We start from the raw sequence: 3178 nt of genomic DNA, 5'->3' as shown, positions 1-3178 counted from the left end.
CCCCATGTGAGAGTAGGTCATCGTCAAGCACCTATCCCAAAACCCCTGGTCAGCAATGACCGGGGGTTTTGCTTTTGCGCGCGGAAAAGCTCGGAACCTCTCTCGCGTTACGCAAGGCTGCCGGGCGCGCGGCATAGGCAAGCCCTGAGTGTCTCTATATGATGCGTGCCTTACTGAGCGAGGCGCGATATGCAGACTTTGCTGAAATTATTAAGCGATGGTTCCTTTCACTCTGGAGAGGAATTGGGGGCTGCTCTCGGCATCAGTCGCAGTGCGGTCTGGAAGCGCCTGCAGAATCTAGAGGCCGAGTTTGGCTTGCCTATACAGTCCGTGCGTGGTCGCGGTTATCGCTTGGCGGAGTCGCTAATAGCGATAGATTTCGACCGAGTGTATGCCCCCTGGCCGGTAGACGTCCTGTTCTCGGTGGACTCAACCAATGCTGAGGTCATGCGGCGCCTGGATGCCGGGGTTGGCACTCCTTTTGGCATTATTGCTGAGCGGCAAACCGCGGGTCGAGGTCGCCGAGGTCGGTCTTGGGTGAGCCCGTTTGGCACCAATCTCTATTACACGCTGGGAATTTCGGTTCGCGGTGGTCCGAAAGAGCTTGAAGGACTTAGTCTCGTCGTGGGACTGGCTGTTGTGCGAGCCATTCAGTCGTTGGGGATTGCCGCAGCGGGGCTGAAATGGCCGAACGACGTGCTTCTCAACGGAAAGAAGCTCGCGGGGATCTTGCTGGAGCTAACCGGTGATCCGGCCGATTTGTGCAGTGTAGCGATTGGCATAGGCATCAACGTGAACATGCGCAGCGCAGATGGTATCGATCAGCCGTGGACTTCACTCCGTGACGCACTCGGGCGTCCGGTGGATCGGAATCAGCTTCTGACAGCATTGAATAAAGAGTTGGAGTGGCACCTTGCTCGCCATCGGGAGCAAGGGTTTGCGGCGAGTCAGCGGGAGTGGGAGTCGTTCCACTTGTGGCAAGGGCGCGAGGTTCGTTTGTCTACGGCAGCGAAAACCGTCGTCGGGCGTGCCGTGGGCATTGATGAGCAGGGTGCCTTGCTTCTTGATGTTGATGGTGTTGAGAGTCGCTATAGCGGAGGCGAATTGAGTCTGAGGTTGTCTGATGATTCTTGAACTGGACTGCGGTAACAGTCTGATCAAATGGCGAGTGATCCGAACGACAGACTTGAAGTCTGTTTGTGCCGGTGTCGCAGACTCCGATGCTGCGTTACTTGACCAATTGACGGGGGCTGAGGGGCTGGCTTTGCGTCACTGTCGCATGGTCAGTGTGCGTAGCGAGCAGGAGACCGCTGCGCTGGTCGAGCGCCTGCATGGAGCCTTCTCTGTTGCTGTTCGAGTGGCTGAGCCGGCCGAGGAGTTGGTCGGTGTAGTGAATGGCTACCGCGAATACAAGCGTTTAGGGCTCGATCGTTGGCTTGCGCTTGTGGCTGGCTACAAATTGTCCGGTGGGGCGTCGCTGGTCCTGGACTTGGGGACTGCCGTGACGTCTGATCTGGTTGATGCTTCCGGGCGGCACCTGGGCGGTTACATCTGCCCTGGAATGCCCTTAATGCGCAGCCAGCTTCGCACTCATACCCGGCGCATCCGTTATGACGACATTGCGGCTCGCGAAGCGATCCAGACGTTGTCGCCTGGGCGGGAGACTGCCGAGGCTGTGGAACGAGGTTGCTTGCTGATGTTGCGCGGTTTTGTCCGTGAGCAGTATCTGCTTGCTCGCGAGTTGCTGGGTGGGGATTGCGCGGTATTCCTGACTGGTGGCGATGCGGAGTTGGTGAGAGACGAGTTGCCCCATGCCCAGGTGCTGCCGGACCTGGTCTTTATCGGTCTGGCATTCGCCTGTCCGTTTGAGTGAGTTTCATTGATGCGCTGGTTCTTTCTTTTTTTGCTGGTGCTGAATGTCTTCTACTTTGTCTGGCACCAGCAGCAGACTCCATTGCGCGCGAAAGAGATTGCGCCTCTTAGTCTCTATCACGGCGAGCAAAAAAACATACGCCTGCTCAGCGAGTCTGCCGACGCTTCAATGCGTCGGCAGCCTGAAGCGGCTCCATCTTCTGGCGCTGCGCAGCAAAATGGCGCCTGCATCTATTTTGGTCCCTTCGCTGAGGAGCGACGCGCTAAATCCCTCGAGCAGCGGCTGACTACCCTGGACATGCGGGTGAGCTTGCAGGCGGTGGATGCAAGTGCGGGAACCGACTTTTGGGTTTATCTACCGCCACTAGCCTCACGCCAGGCCTCTCTGTGGCAACTGCGGGAGCTTCAGGCGCGCAAGATCGATAGCTATATCATCACGGAGGGCGATCTGGCCGATGGTATCTCCCTTGGTATTTTTCAGACCAAGGACTCTGCCGATGCGGTAGTGTTGCGCTTGAAGTCTGCTGGATACGAGGCGCAGGTGCGAGAGTTGACGCGTAACCAGCATGACTTTTGGTTGCAGGTGGCTCCTGAAAGTGGTCGCCTAGCCGACGATGCGCTGGCTCGACAATTGGTCGTCGATTTTCCGGAACTGCAGCGGCAAATAATGCCTTGCAAAAACGTTGCAACCACCCAGTAGTTTGAATAGAATGGCGCCCGCTTCGAAGAGGGGACCTGAAAGGGGATTTTCGAGAAGCCGCTGTCAGACTCCTAAGTTTAGGTTTTTTAAGAAAAAAGTCTTGACAGCGCGGTGGCAGGCTGTAGAATGCCGCCTCACTCGGAGGGGTTCCCGAGCGGCCAAAGGGATCAGACTGTAAATCTGACGTCTCAGACTTCGAAGGTTCGAATCCTTCCCCCTCCACCAGTTTCAAGCGTGAGCGTCAGGCTCCGCGGGTATAGTTCAGTGGTAGAACCTCAGCCTTCCAAGCTGATGATGCGGGTTCGATTCCCGCTACCCGCTCCAGACTTGCTGCTTATGTTTGCTCATGTAGCTCAGCTGGTAGAGCACACCCTTGGTAAGGGTGAGGTCAGCGGTTCAAATCCGCTCATGAGCTCCATCTCACAAGGGCAGATATGAAAATATCTGCCCTTGTTTTAATGGTGGCGTGGCTTTCTCAATTCCTAGGTGGGAGACGGTCAAAATGGCTAAAGAAAAATTTGAACGTAACAAACCGCACGTCAACGTCGGCACCATCGGTCACGTTGACCATGGCAAGACCACTCTGACTGCTGCCCTGACCAAGGT

General features: G+C 56.4%; 4 protein-coding genes and 3 tRNA genes. All 7 read left to right on the top strand.

What is annotated here, in order from left to right; translation table 11 throughout:
• Positions 1–189 precede the first annotated feature (189 nt).
• A complete protein-coding gene (gene birA / locus BLQ74_RS26805; protein ID WP_090268548.1) occupies positions 190–1134 on the top strand; it encodes a bifunctional biotin--[acetyl-CoA-carboxylase] ligase/biotin operon repressor BirA in 945 nt (314 codons plus the stop codon).
• On the top strand, positions 1124–1873 hold the full coding sequence (locus BLQ74_RS26800) for a pantothenate kinase (protein WP_090268547.1): 750 nt from the start codon (positions 1124–1126) through the stop codon (positions 1871–1873). Before birA ends, BLQ74_RS26800 begins: the two co-directional genes overlap by 11 nt.
• A 9-nt stretch (positions 1874–1882) precedes the next feature.
• Positions 1883–2572 (top strand): SPOR domain-containing protein, encoded by a 690-nt coding sequence (locus BLQ74_RS26795; protein WP_090268545.1) that lies wholly within the window; start codon positions 1883–1885, stop codon positions 2570–2572.
• Positions 2573–2712: 140 nt separating this feature from the next.
• Positions 2713–2797: transfer RNA gene (locus BLQ74_RS26790), tRNA-Tyr, on the top strand.
• 25 nt (positions 2798–2822) lie between these two features.
• Positions 2823–2896 (top strand) — tRNA-Gly (locus tag BLQ74_RS26785).
• A gap of 18 nt (positions 2897–2914) precedes the next feature.
• Positions 2915–2990: transfer RNA gene (locus BLQ74_RS26780), tRNA-Thr, on the top strand.
• Between the two features lie 84 nt (positions 2991–3074).
• The coding region (locus tag BLQ74_RS26775) for a GTP-binding protein (RefSeq protein ID WP_043238044.1) at positions 3075–3178 on the top strand (104 nt) is incomplete at its 3' end.

Origin of the sequence: Pseudomonas panipatensis, assembly GCF_900099785.1 — a bacterium.
Lineage (GTDB): Bacteria > Pseudomonadota > Gammaproteobacteria > Pseudomonadales > Pseudomonadaceae > Pseudomonas > Pseudomonas panipatensis.
This window is presented reverse-complemented; position numbering and strand designations above follow the sequence as displayed.

Excerpts from the sequence above, each read along its gene's own strand:
- birA (WP_090268548.1), top strand. The coding sequence starts at position 190 with ATGCAGACTTTGCTGAAATTATTAAGCGATGGTTCCTTTCACTCTGGA.
- BLQ74_RS26800 (WP_090268547.1), top strand. The coding sequence starts at position 1,124 with ATGATTCTTGAACTGGACTGCGGTAACAGTCTGATCAAATGGCGAGTG.
- BLQ74_RS26795 (WP_090268545.1), top strand. The coding sequence starts at position 1,883 with ATGCGCTGGTTCTTTCTTTTTTTGCTGGTGCTGAATGTCTTCTACTTT.